This is a genomic window from Rhizobium phaseoli (genome assembly GCF_001664385.1).
Lineage (GTDB): Bacteria > Pseudomonadota > Alphaproteobacteria > Rhizobiales > Rhizobiaceae > Rhizobium > Rhizobium phaseoli.
Map to the genome: position 1 here is coordinate 1,119,673 of NZ_CP013532.1, position 21,296 is coordinate 1,140,968.

19 protein-coding genes are annotated in these 21,296 nt (G+C 54.9%); 15 read left to right on the forward strand and 4 right to left on the reverse strand.

Annotation, left to right across the window (positions count from 1 at the left end; all coding sequences use genetic code 11):
* Window positions 1–3: 3 nt before the first annotated feature.
* The 4 genes from AMC88_RS05385 (at window position 4) to AMC88_RS05400 (ending at window position 4,419) form a co-directional block, all read left to right on the forward strand.
* Window positions 4–858, forward strand: coding sequence for a DUF3800 domain-containing protein (locus AMC88_RS05385; RefSeq protein WP_064829898.1), 855 nt, complete (start codon window positions 4–6; stop codon window positions 856–858).
* Between the two features lie 615 nt (window positions 859–1,473).
* The gene (locus AMC88_RS05390; RefSeq protein ID WP_150128078.1) at window positions 1,474–2,424 is read left to right on the forward strand and encodes an ABC-three component system protein; all 951 of its coding nucleotides are present in this window, start codon (window positions 1,474–1,476) and stop codon (window positions 2,422–2,424) included.
* Window positions 2,411–2,662 carry an ABC-three component system middle component 6 gene (locus tag AMC88_RS34580; RefSeq protein WP_064829900.1) on the forward strand — a complete coding sequence of 84 codons (252 nt, stop codon included), beginning with the start codon at window positions 2,411–2,413 and terminating at the stop codon, window positions 2,660–2,662. Before AMC88_RS05390 ends, AMC88_RS34580 begins: the two co-directional genes overlap by 14 nt.
* Window positions 2,659–4,419 carry an ABC-three component system protein gene (locus AMC88_RS05400; protein ID WP_064829901.1) on the forward strand — a complete coding sequence of 587 codons (1,761 nt, stop codon included), beginning with the start codon at window positions 2,659–2,661 and terminating at the stop codon, window positions 4,417–4,419. The genes AMC88_RS34580 and AMC88_RS05400 overlap by 4 nt, the downstream gene beginning before the upstream one ends.
* Window positions 4,420–4,856: 437 nt before the next feature.
* On the opposite strand, the gene AMC88_RS05405 is transcribed toward AMC88_RS05400, so the two are convergent.
* Window positions 4,857–5,300: a MerR family transcriptional regulator gene (locus AMC88_RS05405; protein WP_064829902.1), complete on the reverse strand. Its 444-nt coding sequence runs from the start codon at window positions 5,298–5,300 to the stop codon at window positions 4,857–4,859.
* A 76-nt stretch (window positions 5,301–5,376) separates the two neighbouring features.
* Between AMC88_RS05405 and AMC88_RS31860 the strand changes: the two genes are divergently transcribed.
* The 4 genes from AMC88_RS31860 to AMC88_RS05425 all read left to right on the forward strand — a co-directional run bounded on the left by AMC88_RS31860 (window position 5,377) and on the right by AMC88_RS05425 (window position 7,479).
* Entirely contained in the window at window positions 5,377–5,976 is a 600-nt protein-coding gene (locus tag AMC88_RS31860; protein ID WP_081282692.1) for a hypothetical protein, read from the forward strand.
* Complete coding sequence (locus AMC88_RS05415) at window positions 5,973–6,359, forward strand: thioredoxin family protein (RefSeq protein WP_064829903.1); 387 nt, start codon at window positions 5,973–5,975, stop codon at window positions 6,357–6,359. Before AMC88_RS31860 ends, AMC88_RS05415 begins: the two co-directional genes overlap by 4 nt.
* A gap of 2 nt (window positions 6,360–6,361) precedes the next feature.
* Window positions 6,362–7,072, forward strand: a complete 711-nt coding sequence (locus AMC88_RS05420) for a cytochrome c biogenesis CcdA family protein (RefSeq protein WP_064829904.1) — start codon at window positions 6,362–6,364, stop codon at window positions 7,070–7,072.
* 71 nt (window positions 7,073–7,143) lie between these two features.
* Window positions 7,144–7,479, forward strand: coding sequence for a YnfA family protein (locus tag AMC88_RS05425; protein ID WP_064829905.1), 336 nt, complete (start codon window positions 7,144–7,146; stop codon window positions 7,477–7,479).
* 41 nt (window positions 7,480–7,520) lie between these two features.
* Here the strand turns inward: AMC88_RS05425 and AMC88_RS05430 are convergent, their stop codons facing one another.
* On the reverse strand, window positions 7,521–9,152 hold the full coding sequence (locus AMC88_RS05430) for a cytochrome-c peroxidase (RefSeq protein ID WP_081282693.1): 1,632 nt from the start codon (window positions 9,150–9,152) through the stop codon (window positions 7,521–7,523).
* 247 nt (window positions 9,153–9,399) lie between these two features.
* Between AMC88_RS05430 and AMC88_RS05435 the strand changes: the two genes are divergently transcribed.
* From AMC88_RS05435 to AMC88_RS05460, 6 genes are all read left to right on the forward strand, one after another.
* A complete protein-coding gene (locus AMC88_RS05435) occupies window positions 9,400–9,999 on the forward strand; it encodes a hypothetical protein (protein WP_064829907.1) in 600 nt (199 codons plus the stop codon).
* A gap of 47 nt (window positions 10,000–10,046) precedes the next feature.
* Window positions 10,047–11,969, forward strand: a complete 1,923-nt coding sequence (locus tag AMC88_RS05440; protein WP_081282694.1) for an AAA family ATPase — start codon at window positions 10,047–10,049, stop codon at window positions 11,967–11,969.
* A 570-nt stretch (window positions 11,970–12,539) separates the two neighbouring features.
* Complete coding sequence (locus AMC88_RS05445) at window positions 12,540–13,292, forward strand: hypothetical protein (RefSeq protein ID WP_150128079.1); 753 nt, start codon at window positions 12,540–12,542, stop codon at window positions 13,290–13,292.
* Between the two features lie 10 nt (window positions 13,293–13,302).
* Complete coding sequence (locus AMC88_RS05450) at window positions 13,303–15,630, forward strand: DDE-type integrase/transposase/recombinase (RefSeq protein ID WP_064829910.1); 2,328 nt, start codon at window positions 13,303–13,305, stop codon at window positions 15,628–15,630.
* Window positions 15,627–16,580 carry a TniB family NTP-binding protein gene (locus tag AMC88_RS05455; protein ID WP_064829911.1) on the forward strand — a complete coding sequence of 318 codons (954 nt, stop codon included), beginning with the start codon at window positions 15,627–15,629 and terminating at the stop codon, window positions 16,578–16,580. Before AMC88_RS05450 ends, AMC88_RS05455 begins: the two co-directional genes overlap by 4 nt.
* On the forward strand, window positions 16,577–18,718 hold the full coding sequence (locus tag AMC88_RS05460) for a TniQ family protein (RefSeq protein ID WP_064829912.1): 2,142 nt from the start codon (window positions 16,577–16,579) through the stop codon (window positions 18,716–18,718). The genes AMC88_RS05455 and AMC88_RS05460 overlap by 4 nt, the downstream gene beginning before the upstream one ends.
* Here the strand turns inward: AMC88_RS05460 and AMC88_RS05465 are convergent.
* Both AMC88_RS05465 and AMC88_RS05470 read right to left on the reverse strand, forming a co-directional pair.
* Window positions 18,715–19,389, reverse strand: coding sequence for a phosphoribosyltransferase (locus AMC88_RS05465; RefSeq protein ID WP_064829913.1), 675 nt, complete (start codon window positions 19,387–19,389; stop codon window positions 18,715–18,717). The genes AMC88_RS05460 and AMC88_RS05465 overlap by 4 nt on opposite strands.
* Window positions 19,386–20,132, reverse strand: coding sequence for a DNA-processing protein DprA (locus AMC88_RS05470; RefSeq protein ID WP_081282696.1), 747 nt, complete (start codon window positions 20,130–20,132; stop codon window positions 19,386–19,388). The genes AMC88_RS05465 and AMC88_RS05470 overlap by 4 nt, the downstream gene beginning before the upstream one ends.
* Window positions 20,133–20,687: 555 nt before the next feature.
* Here AMC88_RS05470 and AMC88_RS05475 point away from each other — a divergent pair.
* Window positions 20,688–21,194, forward strand: a complete 507-nt coding sequence (locus AMC88_RS05475; protein ID WP_150128056.1) for a hypothetical protein — start codon at window positions 20,688–20,690, stop codon at window positions 21,192–21,194.
* Window positions 21,195–21,296: the final 102 nt, after the last annotated feature.

Below are 21,296 nucleotides of genomic sequence, written 5' to 3' on the forward strand. Positions count from 1 at the left end.
AACATGGCAAAAAGCGTAAACCTCTACATCGACGATTCTGGTTCGAGAAAGCCTGATCGAAGCCCCAATGAACAGCCGCCAAAATTCGACTACTTTGCTATGGGCGGTTTTATGATCGATGAAGAGGAAGAAGACTCTTCAAAGATCAAGTATGACGCCTTTTGTCAGCGATGGGAAATAACATACCCCTTGCACTCAGTAGCTATAAGGCACGCAGCCGACAATTTTAGCTGGCTGTACAAGCTGCCAAAGGAGAAAAAGACGCAATTCTATACAGACCTGCACGATACCATTTGTTCGCTCCCGATCTTAGGAATGGGATGTGTTATCGATAGGGGCGGTTACAACACTCGGTACAAGGAGGCCTACAAGAATGAACGATGGAAGATGTGCAAAACCGCCTTCAATATCGTCGTTGAAAGGGCCGCTCGGTATGCGAATTCCAGAGAAAGAAAGCTGCGTGTATTTATTGAATCAAGTGGCAAGAAGGTCGACCAGCAGATTAGAGCGTATTATAAAGACCTCAAGTCAACCGGCATGCCTTTCGACAAGGACAGCTCTTCAAAATATGCTCCACTTTCTCAGACGGACTTCTCGTCAATCCTAATAGACTTCCAATACAAAACCAAAGCATCAAAAATGATGCAGCTCGCGGACCTGTTGCTCTACCCCATGGCTGCAGGTCGATACGATCCGACCTACAAAGCCTATGAGCTATTAGTGAGAGATAAAAAATTTTATGATGCCTACCTAGCTGCTGACCAGCTCGCACAATGCGGCATCAAATATAGCTGTTTCGACAGTTCAAATGAGAAAAACTCGACTGAAGGCTTGCTTGGCGAAAAAGATTCGCTATAAATGAATGTAGGCAATGCCTGTTGGGTCTCCGAATGAGGCCGCCTTAGCGCTCCCGCGAGGGGGCGTTATGTGTTTCTGGGGTACTGTATGGTCATCGTGGAAACGGTGCACCGACTTTGACTTGCTCCTCATCTTGCCCGCCGGAACCAACGGTCAGAAACGCTTCCGCCTTCACGGAATCACGCTCGCTTAGAGTTCCTCTCCATGAAAAACGTGATGGGCTTGCAAGCTTGCGGGCTCTGGAACGCTTCGCTTGAAGCCAAAGGCATCGTACAGAGCAATGGCGTCACTCTGCTCCAAGATATCAAGATTGACGTTTGTAGTCGGCATTCTGGAGGAGAAAACCGGATACTCGGGCAATCGCATCTTTTCAGCGACGGAAGCTGTCAGGCTCCTGAACCGCCCGTTTGGAGAGTATGAACCTGACGGTTACGGAATGTAACGGTTGCCGTCTGACCGGGATCGCGGGTGGCCAAACCTCCCGATTCAGCCGCTTGCTCGCCTACTTCCAGGCAGGGAGCGCCAGGGCCACTTCGGCATGCATATCTTGCTTTCCGTAAACCCTGCATTGATACTTTTACCAGAATCTGCGTCGGACGTCTGGAGGGGATAACAGTGGCTCGTGAATGGCGGCAGTTGCTCGAACTGCGCTTGAGGAAAAGCACCTCGACAAGTTTTCAGAAGTTCTTCGCGGACTTTATGGGCTGCTTGTATCCAGACGACTACATCCCGGTTAGGCCGCATGGGTCGCTTGGCGACGGCGGCATGGACGGTTACTTGCGTAGCAGCGACACGCTCTATCAGTGCTACGGTGCGGAAAATGGGGTTGTTAACAATATCCACAATGTCATCGGCAAGATGAAGGACGATTTCGACACCGCGCGGACACACTACGGGAATCTCAAGGAGTGGCGCTTCACGCACAATCTGATTGATATCCCGGCCCCAATTGTAAAACAGCTATTCGCACTGGAAGACGAGGGCAAAAAGCACGGCATCAAGGTCGGCTTCTTTGGGTTCAACAACTTTCGCGAATTGTTGTCGCAGCAGTCGGCGGACAACCTCGAAGAACTCATCGGGATCAGAGCGCTAAACACCGCTCACGTCGAGGAATTGCCGATACTCGTCTCTGGAATTCTGGACGGCGTTATCCAGGAGATTTACTCGTCCGGGATCGAGACGAAGCTTGCAGCGCTTCCGATCAAGCCGGTTCCGCTTGATAAGTTGGAATATAACAACATCCCGCCCATCTGGCGGGAGAACCTCATCACCTGGCTGAAGCACGCCCCGACGGTGGAATACGTGATCGAGAATTATCCAACGGAGAAAGCAGCGGAGCTAGCGCCGCCCTATTTCAACAGGCAATACAAACTCCTGAAGCAGCAGCATCTGTCGCCGACGACCATCCTGCAGACCTTGCATGAACAGCTCGCCGGGTATGTTTCGGAGCATAATGGCCGCTACGAAGCTGCGCTCGCGATAATGGCCAGCATGTTTGAATCCTGCATGATCTTTGAGGATAAAGAGAAGGCAAAATCTCCGGAAGTCGTCAATGATCCTGCCTAGCAAATTCTTGCCCGCTGACCGCGCCCTTATAACCGTAGGCGGCGAGGTCCTAACGGTGATCAACGAGACGCCACGCTCAGTGAGCGAGGTCTGGGAACGTGTGAGCGCGGATCGAAAGACCCGTGGGCAAATCCTGGGCTTCGACTGGTTCACTTTGGCTCTCACCTTCCTCTACACCGTGCAGATGATTGAGATGAGTGACGGGCTTCTTCGGGTTCGCCGGGCAGTCAGGCCATGATCATTGCTATCGGTAGCTCGCTTCCATCGTTCAAGACCATCAATTTCCGCGATGGTCTCAATATCCTTTTGGCCGATGAGAGCGAAATCTCAACGGAGAAACAGACGCGTAACAGCGCCGGGAAATCGAGCGTCATCGAGATCGTTCACTTCCTGCTGGGTGCCGACATCACCCAAGGCACGCCTTTTGTCGCCAAAGCTTTGGCCAAATCGTCGTTTTGGGGAGAGTTCAACATTGCCGGAACCAGAACAAGGGTGACCAGGCATGTGAATATGGCTGACCGGGTTTACGTTCAGTTCGATGGTCAGCCTGAGACCCCGCTGGTACAGGAAGGCGACCTGATCGAGCCGTACACTTCCGTCAGAAACTGGAATACATGGCTTGGCCATGTCCTGTTCCGGCTCCCGCTTCATCGAGAAAACACCGTCTATGAAGACGGCGGCCCGACCTTTCGCATGCTGCTGCCATACTTCACCCGGCGGCGCAGCAATGGCGGCTTCCTTCATCCGGCAAAGGCTTTTGAGAAAGCTCCCGATCCCCAAGCTCAAACCGCGCTCTCCTATATGATGGGTCTGGACTGGACCATCGTCCGCGCTTTCGAAGAGGCAAAGCAGGCAAAGAGAGAGATCGACGCTGACGCTAAAAACGCGATTCGCGCCAATCCGTCACTGACCACCCACGCATCTGTCACGGCAGAACACGTTCTCGCCCAGCAGCGTGCCGCGAGGCTGTCCCAGCAGATCGCCGATTTTCAGGTTGAGGAGCATTATCACGACCTCATGAAGGAGGCGACTGACTCGCGCCTACAGGCCGAACGATTGACGCGCGAAGAGGTCCAGTACGCTACAGCAATAAAGCACATCGAAGCCAGCGTCGAAAACGAGAAACGGTCGACCCTAAGCGATGTCGAGCGGCTCTACGACGCTGTCGGATTTCAACTGCCAGACAGCGTCCGTATCGGCTTCGAAAACGTTGCCGCATTCCATGAGTCGGTTGTGACGAACCGGAAATTTCATCTTTCCCAGGAGCTTGAACGCAACCAGCAGCGGCTGCGGGAAATAGACGTCGAAAGGCGCTCTCACACAACCCGCCAAAGCGAAATCTACCAGAGCCTAAAAGGCAAGGGCGCTTTTGGCGAGCTGGTCGACATGCAGCGCAGGCTCGCTGAGGTGAATCAGCAGGTCGCTACACTCGCCATGCAGAAAGATGCTCTGCAAAAGGCAGAAAGCAACAAAAGCGAACACCGGAAAGAGCGCATCAATCTCAAACAGAGGCTTGATGCCGACTTGGCCGCGCGTGAGAAGGCCGTACGGGACGCCACGCTCGCCGTCAATGAGGCTCTAAACGCCCTGTACGAAGCAGACAGAAACAAGTCATTGCGTATCGAGAGCACCGAAAATGGGCCTCGCTTTATCGTCCATATTGACGGGAACCGTAGCGGTGGCATCGCGAACATGGAGGTGTTCGCGATGGATTATGCGCTTTTCAAACTGGTGTCCAAGAGCTTTGGCGGGCCGCACTTCCTGATCCACGACAGCCATCTTTTCGATGGGGTGGACTCGCGACAAGTCGCGACGGCGCTAGAAATCGGCGGCGCACTAGCGAATGAGATGGCGGGTCAATATATAGTCACGATGAATAGCGACGTTTTCAAAGAAATGCCTTTCTCGGAGGGCTTTGATGCCAGCCGCCATGTACTTCCTGTGGTGCTTGATGACACCACAACGGGTGGGCTGTTTGGGTTCCGATTTGAGTGACAAGAGTAACTCCGTGTCCGCAAATGCACGCCAAGAAGTCGGCGGGTGCTGCACGTAGATACGTGGAACTGACAGCAGAGATCAACGCTTTTGCGGCTTGATCTCGTTCCCTCTTCGTTCCATGTTTCCAGCCATGGTCGGAAGTTTGAAAACCCTTGGCGAGGCAGCGCGGCACAACATGGTTGTCGTGGCAAAATGCGTACCTTGTGGACGGGAGGGGCGATTTCTGGCGAGCGACCTTGCTTCATACGCTGGCTGGAACAGGAGCCCGTGGAAGCTCAGGTTCCGGTGCAGCCAATGCAAGGGTTACGAGATGAAGATCACTTGCGAGATATTCGATCCCGATCCGCGAAGCACGCAGGTGATCTGGAAACCCGTTCAAGTGAAATGATTGCAGCAATACATACCGGCCGGACCCCAAGCCCGATCCATCGGCTCTAGCCTCCACAACATGATCTTTCCGTCTGGGCGAGTTCCTTAAAGATCATGCACTCGTCGCCCGGTCCGCCCGCGCAAGCCTGATTGCACTGGTCTACAAAACCTGCCAGACGTCTCTCAAGCTGCTTCAACTCGGCCATTTTCTGACGAACCTCGTTCAGGTGCATCTGGGCGATGTCCCGCGTCTCAACGCAATCCCGGTCCGAGCTGGTGGAGAGAGCGAGGAGGTCTCGAACCTGATCAATGCTGAAGCCGAAATCCCGGCACTGCTTTATGAAGGTCAGCCGAGAAAGATCGCTCTCCTCGTAATTCCGCTGTCCAGCTCCGGTGCGCCGAGCCTTCGGCAGTAAGCCAATATCTTCGTAGTAACGGATCGTCGGGGCGCTGACGCCTGCAGCTTTTGCTAACGCACCAATGGTGAACACACGGACGTGAAGGTTCATAGCAATTTTTCTCCTTGCCCTTAAAGTTACTTGAAGGAGTAGGCTTCGACCAATCACAAAATTTGGAGGCCGAAACATGCAGACGAAAACGAAATTAGCCGGAGCGGCAGCGGTTGCTTGTGTGGCCTGTTGCGCGTTCCCAATTCCTGCCCTGGTTGCGAGTGCAGTGATTTCTGGCAGCATGATCGCTTACTGGGGTGCTGCAGCGCTCTTGATTGTGTTGCCACTGGGAACACTCTTCGCCCTTTCCCGACGGCGGACAGCTTCACCCAGCCCCTTCAATTTGTTCTCGGCAAATGCTGAAGCCTGTGGATGTGGCGGAGCGTGTATTCCAAAAGCCGAGACCCCGCCTGCTATCGCCTGCACACTCGATGCAGAGGATTTCAAGGCTCGCACACAGTGGATCGAGGAGTTATCGACCGCGCAACTGGTCAAAGCCACGCGCAATGGGTTGACCCTTTCGCTGACCTACAAATCGTCAGCGTTCCACGCTGTGCAGGAACTCGTGCGCAAAGAGCAAATCTGTTGTGCATTCCTGGACTTCGATCTCAGCCGGGATGACGGCGGTGTCTACCTCAAGATCACCGCGCCAACTGACGCGGCCGAAGCCGCCGACCTCCTGTTTGCCCATTTCGTCCCTCAGCAGAATTTGACCCACCTGGAGCCAGCTCAATGAACCGCCGCCATTTTCTTCTTACCGCAACCGGTTTTTCACTCGCGATGACCGTTCCAGCCATTGCTCATAATGGCGACGAAACCATACCCGGATTCGATGAGGCGGCCGCCAGCGGCATTCCTGTGCTCGTCCATGTAACTGCACCATGGTGCGAAGTCTGTCAGGCTCAGAAACCTATCGTTGCCAAGCTGGTCGGCAATGGTGATTTCGCCAAGATGAAAAAGTTCGATGTCGATTTCGATAGCCAGAAAGAAATCCTCAAGCGCTATCGGGTCCAAATGCAGAGCACGATGATCATATTCAAGGACGGCAAGGAGATTGATCGGCAGGTTGGGGAAACTGAACCATCGGTGATCGAAGCCTTCCTGCGAAAGGCGCTGTGACGATGCTGGTCCTCGCCTTTATCGCCGGGGTTCTTTCGATCCTGTCGCCCTGCGTCTTGCCGTTGGTGCCAGTCGTTCTGGCGAGTGCCGTTTCCGAACATCGGCTTGCGCCTTTAGGGCTGGCAGCAGGGGTGGCGCTATCGTTCACGGCAATTGGACTGTTCGTCGCAACAATAGGATTCTCCATCGGCCTCGATATGACGCTGTTTCGGGCCGCTTCGGCGATCATGCTGGTACTTGTTGGCTCGTTCCTCGTCTTGCCTCGTCTGCAAGCTCGGTTTTCAGCTGCGACGGGGCCGGTCGCAAACTGGACCCAAACCCAATTCGGCGGTCTGTCTACCTCGGGGGTGAGTGGACAATTCGGCGTCGGCGTCCTACTCGGCGCTGTCTGGACACCGTGTGTGGGGCCAACCTTAGGGGCCGCTTCGGTGATGGCCGCCCGAGGTCAAAGCCTGGGCATCGTGTCTTTGACCATGCTGCTTTTCGGAATCGGCACGGCGGTACCGTTGCTCGTCATTGGCATGCTTTCTCGTGAGGCGCTACTTAGGTGGCGCGGGAGGATGACTGCTTTCGCCTCTCAGATGAAAATAGTCCTTGGCGTGCTTTTGATACTGGCCGGAACGATGACCTTAACGGGCGTTGACCGCTCAGTTCAGACGGCGCTCGAAAGCCATGTACCGGATTGGATCGCACGGATCACCACCTCGCTTTGACTTGTCGGGTAGCCAATCGGAATAATGTGTGTGACCATAGCGTCAACATTGTTGACCTAATTGAGAGTTGAATGCCGGTGTTTCTTTCCACGGCCCTCATTTTTGCGGCCGCCGCGATTTGCGAGATTGCAGGTTGCTTCTCCTTCTGGGCATGGCTCAAGCTTGAGAGGTCCATTTACTGGTTGATCCCGGGTGTCATCTCGCTGGTGGCGTTCGCTTATTTGCTGACGCTGGTTCCGAGTGGGGCCGCAGGAAGAGCTTACGCCGCGTACGGTGGCATCTATATCGTCGCATCGCTGATCTGGCTGTGGGCGGTCGAAGGACATCAGCCCGACCGGTGGGACCTATCCGGCTCGGGCCTGGCGTTAATTGCCTCAGCAGTGATCCTCTTTGCACCCCGGACCTAGTTCGAGGTGCTCGGTAGCGACGTGCACCACCGAGCAGAGTATTAACACCCTTCGAAAACGGGCAGCGGGTTGCCGCTGGGAAGTGTTTTCGGCACGAGGTCGCAGCCTTTGCGGGCTCTGGGGTCAGTCAGAGCATTGCCGACGAAGGATGTTAAGGCGTTCAACTCGGTATCGCTGGCAGCAATGGGCTTTAGAGTGGGATCGATTGTATCAAGAATGGGATACCGATTGGCGACCCTGGAAAGGCCTTTGACCCCAGCCTTAGCGGGATCGTAGTCCAGAAGACTTCGTGGCGCATCCAAATGGTGTGCGATTGCATCCCGCAGTTTTGTATACGCGCCATTGTGCATGAAGGTAGGCTGCAGGCCTACATTTCGCAACGGGCTGGTTCTAAAGAGGTATCGGTCGGCAGCGTTGCTGTCTTCAAGGCCTGTAAACTCGGCCCTTCCAAAATCTGTATCTTTGTTCACGCCGAGGAACTCAACGTTGCCCTCGCCTGGGGAGGGATACAGTGGGGGAACGCCGATATTATGCGACGCAAAATCGCTGAATAATTCGCCACCCGTGCTGTTGACAGCGTGGCAGCTTACACAGCCAGCTGAGCCAAAAAACAGAATTGCACCCTGCTTCTCTTCGTCCGTCAAAGCGTTTACGTCGCCTCTCGCGTACTTATCAATCGGAGCGTCAGCGAACACGAGTTTCGTTTGGAACTCGGCTAAAGCCGCTCCGATCATCCCAAAATTCAAAGGCTCAGAAGGGAACTGGTCAGCGAAGAGCTTGTGATAACCCTGATCAGCGTCGAGGCGCTTCAAGACTTCTCGCCGAATTGGTTCGTTCAAACTCGTAATGGGGATGTCGGCTATGGGCAGCGGCGTCGGGGTCGTCCCACAAGCATTCGTCGTAAGGGGCTGGATTCCAGAAAGACTGGATTTAGAGAATGCCCGGAGATTAGCATCCTTTGCTTGGGAGCTGGAAATGGGAGCTTTAAGTCGCTTGATCATGTTGTCCTCGACAAGCGCTAGATCGCCGCCAAACTTAGACATCGTCAGGAACAGTGACGTTCCTTTTGGCGGAAACCCCGCCATCTCCGGCAACTCCGTGGACGGCATATGTCCTTGAGCGGCCATCAACATTTTTACATACGGATCGTAGGAAGCGAACTTTGTATTCCCTTCAGGTGCGGGAAACAGGAAGCCCTTACTATTGTCCAGACCATCGCCCGAAATGGAACTGAACCTACCGTTCCACATCATCACGGGGTAGAGTACCGCGTTCGTGACCGTTGGACTTCTGCGTTGATTATGCGGCCCGACACGACCCGGGCCGACACGACAGTTATTGTCGACACCAATCGCGATTGATTGCGAGTCGGCAAATGCAAACTGAGGCGAATGACAGCCTGAGCAAGAGTTGTCGTTAGAAAGTCCAAGAATGCGGTCGAAAAACAGATTTTGACCGATTGCAGCTAGTTTTTCATCAACTGGATGTTTCTTTTCAAGGGTGGCTTGTGTGTTTCCAGTGAAGTTATATCGAGCTAAAAGCTGTTTCAGCTCGTGATCAGGATTGGTTGACTGCGCCCATATAATACTAGGAACGGCACAAGAAGACGCTATTATCAAAAATAGCCCAATATTGCGTACGCCGTTTACACTCCCGGATATTGCATTCTTCATGACTGGCCCCCACCTCCGAAGAAACAACCAGGACGTTAGCAGAATGCAAAATTCGAATCCATCAAAATTGTATTAGGCGTTCACAGGTTGCGATCAGAAAAAAATCGAGCCGCTGAGGTTGACACAGCGAGCTACGTTCTGTATTTGTTCACGCCATGACCCAGCACGCGCTCACATCGCTACGAATAACCCTATGAGCCGTTCCGCTTAGGCGGGACTGACCAGTGTTGTTCTGTTGCGAGTGTTCATGATGAGCGTCTCTCTTTCATCCCAAACCGGATTGCCGACGGCATCGGCACAAACCTATTATCCCCTCGGCACCGTTCGCTGCGCGGGACCTAGCGTATTCCGCAGCCAGCTTGCGCGGGACGTCGGCTGCATCCTTGACGTGGATGACGACATCGTCGCGTGGTCCTGCATGTCAATCTCTCTTACTGACGGCGAAAGCTTTCACCGGCCGGACTTTGTCGTCGAGCGTAACGACATCACGTTCGTCGTGGACGTTACGTCCGAGGGCTCTTTACCGTCGTGGATTCATCAGGCTGCCAAGCTTGCCGGGTACCATCACGAGACAATCTCGCGGTCGGCGTTGCCCCAAATTCGTGTAAAAAACGCCAAAGACCTTCTCCGATACGCGAAGTTTGAGGCAGCCCTTTCCGACCGCATCCGGCTCCTTGCCGCCCTCGACGAGCATGGCAGCCTTAGCGTCGCCGAATGCCTCAATGCCTTTCAAGAAACCAAACCAATAGCCGGGCTCGCCAGCCTTGTGCTCCATCGCTTCATCACGATGGACCTAGATGACGCGTTGATCGGCCCCGAGACGCAGGTCCGTCGCAAGCGCGACTAGCCTCCTTTTTCTATTGGTTCCGCAGCATCGGCTGCAGGTAGGTTTCTATGTCTAAGATCGAAAAGCCGAGAAAACGGCAAAAGCCCGCTTCGAGTTACGGGTTTGCGTTACATTGCTGCATCACGCGAGCTGTTCGTTCAGTTCCGGCATTCGCCGCTGGCGGCCCCGGTGTCCTCGTGCTCATCACGCCTGGTGGCAAGCCTCCATTTGACTATGTTAAACCGGTCACAACCGCACTTCATGGAACCGAGGTTGACTACCTTGGCCGTGAGTTGGGATTCATGTGCATTGTATCGAAGGATCGTCCGGCGAAATCTATCGGTGAATTTGAAACCGAATGCCGAGATAAACACCGGGCAATCGTGATCGCCGAGTCGAGAGAGATCGTGCCGACGGTGATCTCGTTGGCCGCAGACGCCGTAGTCGACATCCCGCCGATCACGCCGAAGGACCTTCAGGCCGCTTGCCACTGTGCCCTTAAGATCGAAGCCACCGAGGAGCAAGCGGCCGAAGCGCTCTCGTATCCAGAGGCGATGCTTTGGAGCGCGTTGCGCGTTGGGCGGCCGATGGATGACACGCTTAGACGGTTGAAAGAAGCGACCGTAGCCGAAAAGAACGCTGTCGCATCACGCGCCAGGTCGAATCGCGTCGCCCGCCTTGAAGAAATGCATGGCTACGGACAAGCGAAAGACTGGGGCCTTCAGCTCGCGACCGACCTCGCGCAGTGGCGAGACGGCAAGCTTGATTGGAGCGATGTCGACAAGGGCCTCTTGTTAAGCGGACCTCCGGGTGTTGGAAAGACGCAGTTTGCACGATCCCTCGCCGAGACTTGCGGGTGCCATTTCATCGCGTCTTCTCTCGGGCAGTGGCAGGCAAAAGGGCATCTTGGTGATCTTCTCAAGGCAATGAGAGCGGACTTCGACGCCGCCCGTCAAAACGTACCTGCGATCATCTTCTTGGACGAACTCGACAGCATCGGTGATCGGGACACCTTCACCAATAACTATGCGTCTTATTCGGTGCAGGTCGTGAATGCCTTGCTCGAATGTATCGACGGCATCGCCGGACGAGAAGGGGTCATCGTTGTTGGCGCTACGAACAACCCTGACCGGATCGATCCCGCCTTGCGACGCGCTGGACGCCTCGACAAGCACGTCATCATCGGTATGCCTGACGAAGAGGAGCGGGTCGCCATCCTTGGACACCATCTCGGCAGTTCGGTTCCTTCCGCAAGCCTCTCGATTCTCGGACCTCAGATGGAAGGCATGTCGGGTGCCGACATCGAGCAGTTGGCAAGGGAGGCTCGGCGGCTTGCCCGTAGAGAACGACGAGCTGTAACGGTTGATGACCTCCGGGCCAATTTGCCGCGTCTCATTCCCGTGGAAGGCTTCTTTAGGCAAACTGTCTCGGTACATGAAGCAGGCCATGTCATCGCGGCAGATGAAATCGGCCATGGCGAACTCGTCGGCGTTTTCGTTGGTCGCCAGCTCAATCCACGTATCCGGGAGCAGCAAGCCGGGGCAGCTGTATTCCGCTATGCACCGATCTCATTTCGGGACCGCCAATCTTACTTAGACGAAATTTGCAGGAATCTCGCCGGTATGGCTGCGGAGCATGTCGTCTTTGGCCGCCACGGTGATGGTTCGGGTGTTGGAAGCGATAACGATCTTCGACGGGCGACTCGGTTGGCTTTCCGCATCGAAGGCAACTTCGGCATGGGCGACGGACTTCGCTTCGTCGATATCCCGTCCGACGAAAATTCCACCCAGGTTGACCGGCAGCTTTCGCAGAAGGTCGATCAAATTCTCAGGGCTGAGTTCGAGCGGGCCAAAGCCATCCTTTCCAATCAGCGTCCGCTTCTCGAAGCATTGTCGAAGGAGTTGGAGGAAATAGGACGGGTTTCCGCCGAACGGTTTCAGGAAATTCGGCGCAGATACCGCCCTCCCAAGGAAACGGCGTTAGCGTCGTGACAAGGAAATCACTCAAAAATAGCTTCCCATTTTTGCAAGGAATTACCCATGAAAATAGGTTTCTCGTGACTCTCTCAGGTTGCATGAAATACGCTGCAGGCACGTTTGTGTTGGAGAACAAGATCGTGAATGCAGCGCTATCAAGACTGAAGGACCTATGGGCGTTTAGCCTGTCCGTGCGCTGAGTCTCCTCTCGGCCGCGACAGGCCGAACGTCACCGAGAAACCGTATGTGGATCAGGTGGCATGAACGTAATCGAAGTAAAAATTGAAGGTTTCTCGTTGGCCCGTGCGTTGCAGCACGTCCTGGTCATTGCCGCCTCCTGCCGACTACCGCGCATAGCGAACTGAACCGTCTTTTCGATCAGTCCGAATGTGATTGGCCGACCGTTGTCGTGCCGATGTTGGAGGTTGGTGTGGTTTTCCCCGCTTCGATTTTTTTGCGTGCAATTTCATTTGTCGAGCTTTGCGATCTCGAACTGCTTGGCGTTCCTCCCAGTTCGGTTCTTGCCCTCTCGTCGATCATGTCCTCATGCCACGATGCGTCCGTCAAAACGTCCGGGGGTGCTCAATGATGAAGACGGGATTTGAGCCAAATAGCGCTCCTGTATTTGAGCCGGAGCGTCGTGTGATGCACATGACGCTGCCTGGTATTGCGCCAAGCATTAAGGTCGACGGCGGCTATGTCCGTACCCGGCTCCCTTTGATGATGGACGGCATGTTGCATCTGGAGACCAATCCGTCGGTCGCCCGAATTCGTCCGTATCCCATCCGCATCGAATACGCGTCGAGCCAGACCAGCGAGGTGTTCAAGATGCGTGAGCACACGTTCGATCTCGGCGTCGAGTTGCGCGATGGACGGCGCATCTACATCGATTATGAGCCTTTTGCTATCCAGCAGGAGCGTCGTTGGATCGCGGACCGTACCGAGCGCTTGCAGGACGTCGCTCGGCGCGAGCTTGGGGCGGACTATGCCGTCCACGACGAACGCATCCTCCACATCCAACCACGCTTCTCCAATATCAAAATCATGTACCGGCATATGCGTGTGAAAGACGACGAGGCCTTGATGGTCGTGCGCCGCATCGTAGCCCAGATGGACATGCCGACGAACATTGCAGCTGTTCGGAAGGAAGCTAAATTGCGCGTCCTCCGTTTCGAAGTATCCGATCTCACCGGCCAAACAATCGTGTTTGCCAGAACTCTCAACGGAGTTGACCGGGTGTTCACGGCGATCATGCAGATGGCGGCGATGGGGGAGATTTCCATCGACCTTGCTCGCCCCTTCAGCGATGTGTCGATCCTCTCTGAGCCTGCGGTGTAGGGGGATAGTGATGTCGATCCGGGAGAACCCAACCGCCTTCCTCAGCCCGAATGCCCTCAAGATGGCAATGACGGCCAATGATCTCGACCTGCCACATGCACAAGAGGCAAAAAATCAACAACCGCTCTCGATGGCGGTTGGCGACGGCTATGACATTTATTCCGCAGACCGCCTGCGGGTGGGCCGATATGTCGTGCGCTCCTGGTCAGTCGATGACCGGTTCGGTGCGTTCGTCACGATGGACAATGTCCTCAGCAATAGCTCCATCCACCTTACTAGCTCCCAACTCGTGTATTTGGAGAAGCACCGTCGGATGCGGCCGAATGATGGTGGGCAACGCGCCGATAATGCTCCCGGTACCGCTTTCCTTCTTTCAGAGCGCCGCCAGGCGAAGGCGGAACGGTATGCTGGATATGTCGAGGCGTGCTTGAAAGCTTGCCATGATGCTCAGCGTCCGCTTCGTCGTGGCATGATTGAAGCCGCTATTCGCAACCACGCTGCTCTCACGGACGACAACGATCCTCCGTGCTACAACACCGTGAATTCGAAGATCAAGCAGTATTGCGGCGGCTCGTTTGACCATCTGGTTGCGATTGCGCCGAAGTCGGGTTCCGGTAACAAGTCTCACCGGTTCTGCGACAGGATCGAAGAGTTGCTCGCGGACGCTGTCGAAAGCGCCTGGCGTTTGAAGACCGGCGATTGGTTCGACGTAAAATCCATCTTCATCGCCTATCTGAAGAAGCCGGAAAACGCTTCGTTGAAGGCGATCTTGTTCGATGAGAAGGGCCGATTGGCCCGTCCGTCAGATCGAACCATTCAGCGCCGTTTCGGAGCTGTCGACAACTTTCAGAGGACGTTGTGGCGATACGGTGCTGGATACGCGAAGAAGAATTGCGATCTCTACGTTCGCCAAGCATTGCCCGATCATCCGCTCGATATCGTCGATGTGGACTTCACTCCAATTCATGTGACCGTGATCGATGATGAGCGCCCGATCATCTACGGTCGCCCGCATATTATCGCTTTCCGCGACCGAAAGACGGGCTCGATTCTTGGCAAGGCTATCAGCTTCATGGGGGCCACCTTCGAGGCCTTCCTCGAAGGTTTGAAGATGGCAATCATGCCGAAGGATATGTCGCAATATCCCGGTCTCGAATGGAAGCAGTTCGGGACGTTCCTGCGACTTGGGGTCGATAACGACCAAGCGCTCATCAACGATCACGTCCGCTTCACCCTCTCGCAGTTGGGCATCCAGCTTGTAGAATACCGGCCTGGCCATCCATGGGAAAAGGGCGCGGTCGAGCGTCTCTTTCGCATTCTCAATCAGGACCTCGTCCACAACCTCCCTGGCGCGACAATGTCGAATGTTGTTGAACGCCAGAAGTTCGCTGAGGTCAACGAAGACGAGCCGCAGATCACACTGAGTGAACTTGATTCTTTCCTCACTCACTACATCTGCGCGGACTACCATCCCAGCTCGCATAAGGGGCTTGGCATGCTCCGAACGCTGAACGGCGTGCCGAACACGCTCTGGGACCAGGACATTAAAAATGCCAAGGACCGGCGTCCGTTCGATCCCGACGTTCTCGTTCGTGCCACAGGCAATACGGAAGATGTCGCGATCCGGAACGGCAACATCCTGTGGGATAACCTTACCTATAGCCATCCTGACCTGCTTGTCGTTCAGGCTGACGCCCGAAACAAAACGGCTGTCCCGGGCGTGAGTACAACGCTCTATAAAGCTTGGCGCGATCCATCTGACCTTGGCGAGATTTATGTTCTCGATCACCACAACGACCGCGTTATTACGGTCCCGGTGCAAGGCATCGACGCCTGGTATGCCAAGGGTCTGAGGCTTTATCAGCATCAGCAGATCATGGCTTATAATCGCGAAATGGGCCGCGACAAGCGTGACTTTGCCGGAGCGCTCGACGCCTTTTCAAGTCGTCTGGTGGAGATCAACCGCATTCGAGGCAACCGGCACACCCGCCAAGCGCTCGCAAGGTTTCACGCCAAAGCCTCGAAGAAATACCTCCGTAGCCGGATCGTGGAGATCGATCATGAAGCGCCGTCGGGTGCGGTGCCGATGCAATTGGCCAGCGACATGGATTCTGCGCCGGACGGGGCTGCTACGGCCTCGGCACCCGTTTCGGCAGACGGGTCGGCCCCGCCGCCTGCCGATCAGCCCCACGAGTCACCAGCCAAAAGGTCATCGAGGAAACCAAAGGCGGATGAGCCAGCCACTTCGGCCAACCAGGGTCGGAAATACAATCTCGATATCGACTACGACGATGATGACATCACGAATCTCCTGAATGACAAGGACAATGCGAAATGATGGTGTTCCCCAAGTTTCACACGACGCCGTTTAAAACCGCCCTGGAGCGTGAAGGTGCATCGCGTCTTCCTCCCGCCGAACGTCAGGCAATGGTGAAGAACGTTCTCTTCCCGTATGAGCAGTTTTTGACGATTTCCAAGCAGATCGAGAAGTTCCATCGGCCGGTGGATGGTGGCGAGGCCGATACTGGTTGGTTGGGTGGATTGATCGGAGAGTATCGGTCAGGGAAAACCTTTATTCTTCAGAACTTTGCACGTCAGTTTCCACCGGTCATCACTGGCAACGGCTTAGAACAAGTGGTCGTCTACCTGCAAGCTCGCATGGACTGGGATTCGCTGGAACTTGGACGGCAGATTTACCTTGCGACCGGCATGCCAACGCTGCCGCGCCTTACAACGTCAACACTGAATACGAAGGCCGCCCGCCGGATTGTCGATTGCGGCGTGAAGCTCATCATCGTGGACGACGCGCACTGCCTGCTTGCAACGCCGGGCCGCCGTCGGACGGTATTCATTTCCCTGATCAAGTATCTTCTCGACCAGGTTAATGCCTGCAACATCTTGCTCGTGGGGCCCTCCATCGTTGAGCGTTCGATGGAAACGGACATGCAGATGATTGGGCGCGGCGGATTTCCCCGCTTCCGGACCAATGGTTTCGATATCAAGGCTAAGTCCGGACGGGACGAATTTCGAATCTTCCTGCACGGCGTCGACCAACGTCTTCCGTTCAAGACACTCTCGGACCTGTCTTCAAAGCGTTACCTCAGTGACCTGATCGAAATGTCTGATGGATCGCTTGGCATGGTCATGAACATCGTCATCGCAGCCGCTTACGAAGCGATCAACGACAATACCGCATGCATTATGCGCGAACATCTTGAGCGAGCAGCCATGGACCGTTTGCCGACTGGCAAGACCTACAAACCATTTGGTCAAGGAGTGCCTGCATGACCATCGCTTTCGATATTCGAACAGCACCCTTCAGCCGCTGGACCGTCGAGAACGAGCGCGACGAGCCGGGCCATGGCTACTACGCGCGACTGGTCGCGGCGGAAGGACATTCGAGTGTCACTCGTTACAGTGACGGCATCGATGTAGATACTCGCCACATGAACCCTGAGAGGCTGATGGATATCATTCTGAAGCTGCCACTCAGCGAAGAGCGCAAACAGCGTCTCCGAAATGCCACCCCTTTGCGGAGAGACGACGGCGTCTGGTTGGCAGGACAACGTTTCAACGCATTCGACCTCTCGTTCTCGGCCCGGCGGTGGTGCCCAGGCTGTTTGCACGAGAGCGCTCATCATCGAGCGTGGTGGGACATCGTTGCGATCACCGAGTGTCCATATCACAAGCATGCGCTCCTCGATCTCGACCAGGACGGCGAGCCCGTCAGATGGTGGTGGCCGATCATGGACGCGTCCCCGCGCGGGACGATGCTTTCTGCGCCGCTGCCGCGAGCCAACAACAACGAGACCTTCGCAGGCTATATTATCGGCAGGCTCGGCTTTGATCGGCCGGTCGAGGCACCGCTTTTGGACGGAAGCGATATCGGCACCGTACTCGACCTTTGCACCTTGGTTGGCCGGTTGTTAGCGTCCCCTTCCATGTACGACGTCCCACCGGCCGATTGGAAGTTCGCGGAGATCGGGTTTCAGGCTTTGCGTGGTGATGCAGTAGTCTTCGTGGAGGCCGTGCGAGCTTGGATTAGACGTGCCGTGCTCCAAGCGGACCGCATCAAAGGATACGGGTTCGTCTTTGAGTGGGTTGTTGATAGGAAGTGGGGCCTTCTAGACCTGCGTGTTACGGACATGTTGCAGAAGGTGCTCCGCAAGGCTTTGGCCCTCGAAGGACGCAGGTCGGTTGAGCCGCTCACGTCTACAGCATTTTTAGAGCGGGAAATTGGGCTGGCGGCGCTTGCTCGCCGCATGGGTGTGGCCAAGAACGGTGTCGCAACTGTTGCTGATATGCTTGGGTTCCTTCCAAAACGTGAGCACTATCGCGGACTTGTGATGTTCGACCCGTCTGAGGCCGATGCCATCGAGGCATTCTGGGGAAAGACTGTCCATCGTCGGCAAGCAGCGCCGCTCCTCGGTCTCACTCCGCCGGAGATCAAACCGCTCGTTGACGCTGGACACCTTCGAGAGTTTTCAAGCCGTGGGGTCGAGGACGACGAAGGCTTCCGTTACCTGACGTCCGATATCGATGACGTTCTTTCCAAGCTGGCAGCCCTCTCCAAAGACGGATTGCCCGCGAACCGGACCGGATTTCGCTACTATGCCAAAGACCACAACTTGCGCAGAGGTGATCTCGCTGTCTCGATCCTGAAGGGAGAGCTTGAAGTGGCGCTTGCTTCCCAATCGAATGTCGGCTTCGAGGCGCTGGCGATCATTTGTGAGCCTTCCACATCAACACGACGACCTCTGCGAAAGCTTCAGCGGCCCGATGACGTGCTTTCGCTTGGCGAGGCACAAGTCGAATTGAACGTGACCCGCACGACGCTAGTTCGGTTGATCGAAGAGGGGCATTTGAAAGAAGGAAAGGAGGATGGGGCCGCTCGTTGGTTGGAAAAGAGTTCTGTCCTGGCTTTCGCTGCTGAGTACCGAAATGCCAGCGAGTTCCTGCGCTCGCTTGGCGTTGGCTTGGAAGAGATGATCGCCATCATGGTCGTCAACGGTGTAGAGCCAGTCCTGCCTCGCCGTCCAAAGGCGGCGTTCCGCTCGGTCAACACGATTTATCGGTACGAAGACATCGCCAAGGCTTTTGGTTTGAAGATCGATCCGACGCGCATTGATGATCCCGAATTCGATGAGCTTTGGGACCGGGTAAGGGCGCTTGGCGGGAACATGCCTCCGTATCTTCAACTGCCGTCGCAGCTCCCGGTCGATGGGCAGCTGGTGTCGAATGCCAAGAACTCCGTTGCGTTTCTGGTGAACTATGAGCCGGAGATGCGAATTCTGAGGTTCGAGGGTAGGCGTCAGGCGATGAGCTTGGGGACCGTTGCACTTCGCGTTTGCGACCCAGAACGTTCGCTGGCTCGTCTGGAGAGTGCTTTGGTATCGCTTATCGAGATGACGCCCAGACGGCGCTAACCGATGTTGGCAAAGAAATCTGCGATCCGCATCACGCTGCGGGTCGTGTTCTTCCAACCGGGCGGGTTCACGACCGCACCAGCGTCAAGCCTTTCAAATATCGTGTAACAGCCAACAACGTTGTACCCGGCCTCTTCAAGCTTGATTTTCGCAGCAGCCATTTGAGAGCCAGTTGTAAGGAAATCATCGAATATTACGACTGGTAGATTTGTCGTTCCGTTTATCTGGAGAGCAGCGAGATGATCATCAACCCGCCGCGCACGCTGATTTAGATGCGCTTTTCCTACCGGCACATTCCAACGCAGCATGTCGAGACAGACGCTGCCGTTCGCCATTCTATTGACGATGGTCGTCGCAATGCGGAGCGTTCGGAATGCGTTGTTTTGTCCGATAACTCCATCGCCGTTGGGGATAGGAACCACGGCCACAGGATATGGATGGTGGGCCATGATCTGCGCAGCGAATAGTTTATTGATTTCGCTTTGGAAGAGCCCGACGTTGTTTTTGTTTATCTTCGTGTAGACGCCGTTGACCCAAAAATGAAAGCTGCCATTCAGAGGCTCGGCTTTCACTACTCGCTTCATGTGAATTGCCTCCCACTCGACCTGGGGGCGGTTTTCTTTTTTCTCCGCGTTGTATGGGATCAGGCAGGTCACAGAGATATCGGTCATCGACTTATGGCTTCCAGTAACTCTGATGTGTCAGTCAGCACACGGGTTTTGGGATGCTTCAGGAATTTCGATGGCCAAGTCACCGCTTCATCCTCCACGACTGAGCGCATGATGAAGAGCCAACGGTTGTTTCTTTGACATTCGGCGGCCTGGTGCAGCGTGCCCGAGGTATCTGACGCTTCGACAATCACCGTGGCGTCGCTCAAGACCGCCATTACCTTGTTTCGTGCTGGGAAATTGGATTTGTAGACCTGCTCACCAATGTTGAATGGTGAGATGAGCAGATGCCGACTGTAAATTTCCATCTGCAGTTCGGCATTCTCTGCCGGATACACTCGGTCTAGAGGCGTCCCAACGACCGCCGCCGTATGCCCCCGTGCCTCCAATGCAGAGGTGTGCGCTACGGTATCGACCCCCTTTGCCAAGCCGCTCATGACGAGAACGTCGGCTTCAGCAAGCTGCCTGGACAGCTTTGCCGCCCGGCGAATACCGGCAGGACTAATCTGCCGGGTGCCGACTATTGAGACTGTCACCTTGGCGAGTAGGTTGAGATCACCAGCGTAGTAGAGGAAGGTATCGCGCTGTCCGTAGCTTCGGAGGAGATCGGCTTGACCCGTGTTGTTCGCGCTTCTGCCGAACCGATGGAGAACTTCCTGCAGCGTGGCCGTGCGAATCCGTTCGGGCCTCACATAGGATGAGGTTGGCCGCTTGCCTCTCGAAGTGCTTGCAGCATCCGCTTTCATACGCTCATCTTTACAGCGATTTGAGCCGATTCGCGAGGCCCGCAACCATTGCGATTAACGGTCACTCGCAGTGCTCAAAGTTATGTGGCGAAACGCTGGTTTGCTCAGAGGTATGTGGCGATTTGCCCAAAAGCCTGTGGCGATGGCTGCGAAAACCGTAATAAAATCAGTAGAGGGCTGCTCAGAGATATCTGGCGAGCCTCATTTTCTTCCGGATCTTATATTTACTCGTGGCGGCCATTCGGTCTTCGCCCGTATTGCGGACTTCGACAGGAGTCTGACCCTTGAGCGGCCAACACCGGGCGCCGCGGCGAAGGTCCGAGATGTTGGGTTCGGGCCATCGTCATCGTTATCTCGGAACAGATCACACGTGCTCGAAAATTGATCGAGCGCGAAGGAAATCCTGTTGCCGAGGTTGTTGTTTTTTAAAACTTCCAATTAAAAATCTTTTAGAGCAGCTAAAAAACTCATTGACGGAATACTTAACGTTGTGTATGCATATGTTACCAAGTTGGCTTGAATGAGCTTTATTGACTTGACGAACAGGAGATTTAAGTGAATAGTTTGATCAAAAATAATGTCATATCAATTTTGAAGTCTCTTTATCGAGATGATCCAAGCGCTAGGGCGATTTTGGACTATTTTTCAACCCGGAAGAAGGCGATGCGGGTTTCGTCGGTTGATCGCATTGGATTCAAATCCAAGGTGGCTTACCCCGAAGTCGTAAGGGTATTCAAAGAGCTTGCAAATGCTGGATGCGGTACCTTTCGAAATGGTAGGAAAGGATACAAAACGCGCATCGAGTGGGAGTACAGCCTTGTGTCTCTCGGCGAGGTCGCAAAGGGCGAGGCAGCTATTCCGGAGCCGATTGATCTCTCGGCACTGGAGGACGACGAGGATGATTTCGAGATCACGTCAACGGAGGAAATGGACGAAGGATTGATAACTCACGCTTTCCAGCTTCGTCCTGATATGGTGCTGCATCTTGGATTTCCATCTGACTTAACTACGAAGGAAGCAGAGAGGCTTGCGGCGTTCATTCGAGCGCTGCCGTTCGATTGAAGCCAATAGCCCAGCGAGGGCGGAGCCTGGTTTCCACCTTCGCCCCTTCCCGACTTCGAGACACGGTTAACGTCACTTATTTGTGCATGACATTATTGGCGG

Bases quoted from the DNA above. Each gene is read 5' to 3' on its own strand.
- AMC88_RS05465 (WP_064829913.1), bottom strand. From the start codon at position 19,389: ATGACCGATATCTCTGTGACCTGCCTGATCCCATACAACGCGGAGAAA.
- AMC88_RS05445 (WP_150128079.1), top strand. From the start codon at position 12,540: ATGATGAAGACGGGATTTGAGCCAAATAGCGCTCCTGTATTTGAGCCG.
- AMC88_RS05460 (WP_064829912.1), top strand. From the start codon at position 16,577: ATGACCATCGCTTTCGATATTCGAACAGCACCCTTCAGCCGCTGGACC.
- AMC88_RS05415 (WP_064829903.1), top strand. From the start codon at position 5,973: ATGAACCGCCGCCATTTTCTTCTTACCGCAACCGGTTTTTCACTCGCG.
- AMC88_RS05455 (WP_064829911.1), top strand. From the start codon at position 15,627: ATGATGGTGTTCCCCAAGTTTCACACGACGCCGTTTAAAACCGCCCTG.
- AMC88_RS05435 (WP_064829907.1), top strand. From the start codon at position 9,400: ATGATGAGCGTCTCTCTTTCATCCCAAACCGGATTGCCGACGGCATCG.
- AMC88_RS05385 (WP_064829898.1), top strand. From the start codon at position 4: ATGGCAAAAAGCGTAAACCTCTACATCGACGATTCTGGTTCGAGAAAG.
- AMC88_RS31860 (WP_081282692.1), top strand. From the start codon at position 5,377: ATGCAGACGAAAACGAAATTAGCCGGAGCGGCAGCGGTTGCTTGTGTG.
- AMC88_RS05420 (WP_064829904.1), top strand. From the start codon at position 6,362: ATGCTGGTCCTCGCCTTTATCGCCGGGGTTCTTTCGATCCTGTCGCCC.
- AMC88_RS05400 (WP_064829901.1), top strand. From the start codon at position 2,659: ATGATCATTGCTATCGGTAGCTCGCTTCCATCGTTCAAGACCATCAAT.
- AMC88_RS05425 (WP_064829905.1), top strand. From the start codon at position 7,144: ATGCCGGTGTTTCTTTCCACGGCCCTCATTTTTGCGGCCGCCGCGATT.
- AMC88_RS34580 (WP_064829900.1), top strand. From the start codon at position 2,411: ATGATCCTGCCTAGCAAATTCTTGCCCGCTGACCGCGCCCTTATAACC.
- AMC88_RS05440 (WP_081282694.1), top strand. From the start codon at position 10,047: ATGTCTAAGATCGAAAAGCCGAGAAAACGGCAAAAGCCCGCTTCGAGT.
- AMC88_RS05430 (WP_081282693.1), bottom strand. From the start codon at position 9,152: ATGAAGAATGCAATATCCGGGAGTGTAAACGGCGTACGCAATATTGGG.
- AMC88_RS05450 (WP_064829910.1), top strand. From the start codon at position 13,303: ATGTCGATCCGGGAGAACCCAACCGCCTTCCTCAGCCCGAATGCCCTC.
- AMC88_RS05470 (WP_081282696.1), bottom strand. From the start codon at position 20,132: ATGAAAGCGGATGCTGCAAGCACTTCGAGAGGCAAGCGGCCAACCTCA.
- AMC88_RS05405 (WP_064829902.1), bottom strand. From the start codon at position 5,300: ATGAACCTTCACGTCCGTGTGTTCACCATTGGTGCGTTAGCAAAAGCT.